Origin of the sequence: uncultured Arthrobacter sp. (assembly GCF_902805515.1) — a bacterium.
Classification (GTDB): domain Bacteria; phylum Actinomycetota; class Actinomycetes; order Actinomycetales; family Micrococcaceae; genus Arthrobacter_D.
The window spans coordinates 461-1,832 of record NZ_CADCTE010000188.1 but is presented as its reverse complement, the minus strand read 5'-3'; the positions used below and the strand labels follow the sequence as shown (position 1 = coordinate 1,832).

At 68.4% G+C, this 1,372-nt stretch carries 1 protein-coding gene and 1 pseudogene; both read left to right on the top strand.

Annotated features, from left to right (window positions below):
- A pseudogene (locus QZX79_RS17185) lies at nucleotides 1-416 on the top strand (hypothetical protein); the annotation flags it as partial.
- Between the two features lie 272 nt (nucleotides 417-688).
- Nucleotides 689-1,270, top strand: a complete 582-nt coding sequence (locus QZX79_RS17180; RefSeq protein WP_294570240.1) for a TetR/AcrR family transcriptional regulator — start codon at nucleotides 689-691, stop codon at nucleotides 1,268-1,270.
- Nucleotides 1,271-1,372 lie beyond the last annotated feature (102 nt).

Here is a 1,372-nt window from a genome sequence, read left to right as displayed (position 1 = left end):
GCGCGTGCATCATCGTCACCACGGTGCCGATCCTCCTGCTGATCCAGACCGGTCAGACCTGGGCGATCATCGCCGGGGTCGTGCTCTTCATGGGGCTGGGCCACGGACTCGTCTACGCGCCGCAGCCTGCGTTGTACTGCGAGCTCTTCCCGACGGCGGTGCGCTACACCGGGATCTCCGTGGGGTACCAGATGGCGGCTGTCCTGCTGTCGAGCTTCACCCCGGCACTGGCCGCCGCACTGGTCGTCTTCAGCGGCGGCGACCTGTGGCCGATCATGATCTTCGCGATCGTCACGACGGGCATCGCGATGGTCGCCGTCCGCATGGCGCCGGACCGGAGGAACGTCGAGCTCGACCAGATCGGGAGGCCGGACCTCCCCGGCGTCGCACCCGAGCCGGCGTACCTGTCGCGCTGACCGCGTCGACGCGCAGGTACCGCGCGCGGTAGGCAGCCCGGACATGCGCGAGCGGCGGCAGGTCGCCGGTCGCGCATGTCCGTGGATGGAGCATCACCGCACACGTGCGCGTCCGACCGTGCTCGGTCGGGCGCGCACCTGTGCGCAATCAGGTCGCTGCCCCGAAGCGGTGGGCCCGTCGCGACCGACGACCTGCCGACGCCGGTCATGCGCTGGACCTGCGTCCCATCCAGCGACTAGACGACCGGTCTAATTGGTGCTATGGTTGCGGCATGCCCACCACCGACGCCCGCCGCAGCATCCTGGACGCGGGTCAGCGGATCATGGCGCACAGGGGATACGCGGCGGTGGGGCTGACCGAGGTGCTCACCGAGGCTCGGGTGCCGAAGGGTTCGTTCTACTACTACTTCGCGTCCAAGGACGCGTTCGGTGAGGCCATGATGCAGGCCTACTTCGTCGAGTACCTGGCGGACATGGACCGGATCTTCGCCGACGACACCGCCTCGGCGGCCGCTCGACTCCTGGCCTATCTGCAGCAGTGGCGCGACACCCAGACCCTCGATGACTGCCAGGGCAAGTGCCTGGCCGTCAAGCTGGGAGCCGAGGTCGCCGACCTGTCCGACAGCATGCGCGCAGCGCTTGCCGAGGGCATCGACGGCGTGGTGGACAGGATGGAGCGCATCATCCGGCTCGGCATAGAGGACCGGTCCCTGGCCATCGATACCGACCCGCGGTCCACCGCCGAGGTCATCTATGACTGCTGGCTCGGTGCCAGCATCCTCACCAAGATCCACCGCGACGCCGCCCCGCTCGAGCGGGCCATGGCGGTCACGCGCCACCTGCTGCACGTCTAGGCGCACCTCTACTCCTACGGAGACCCCGCTTCCATCCGGACGACTGCTAGTCGACCGGTCTACTCGCGTGCGGAGCAAGCAACCGCACCGCATGCGCAACAA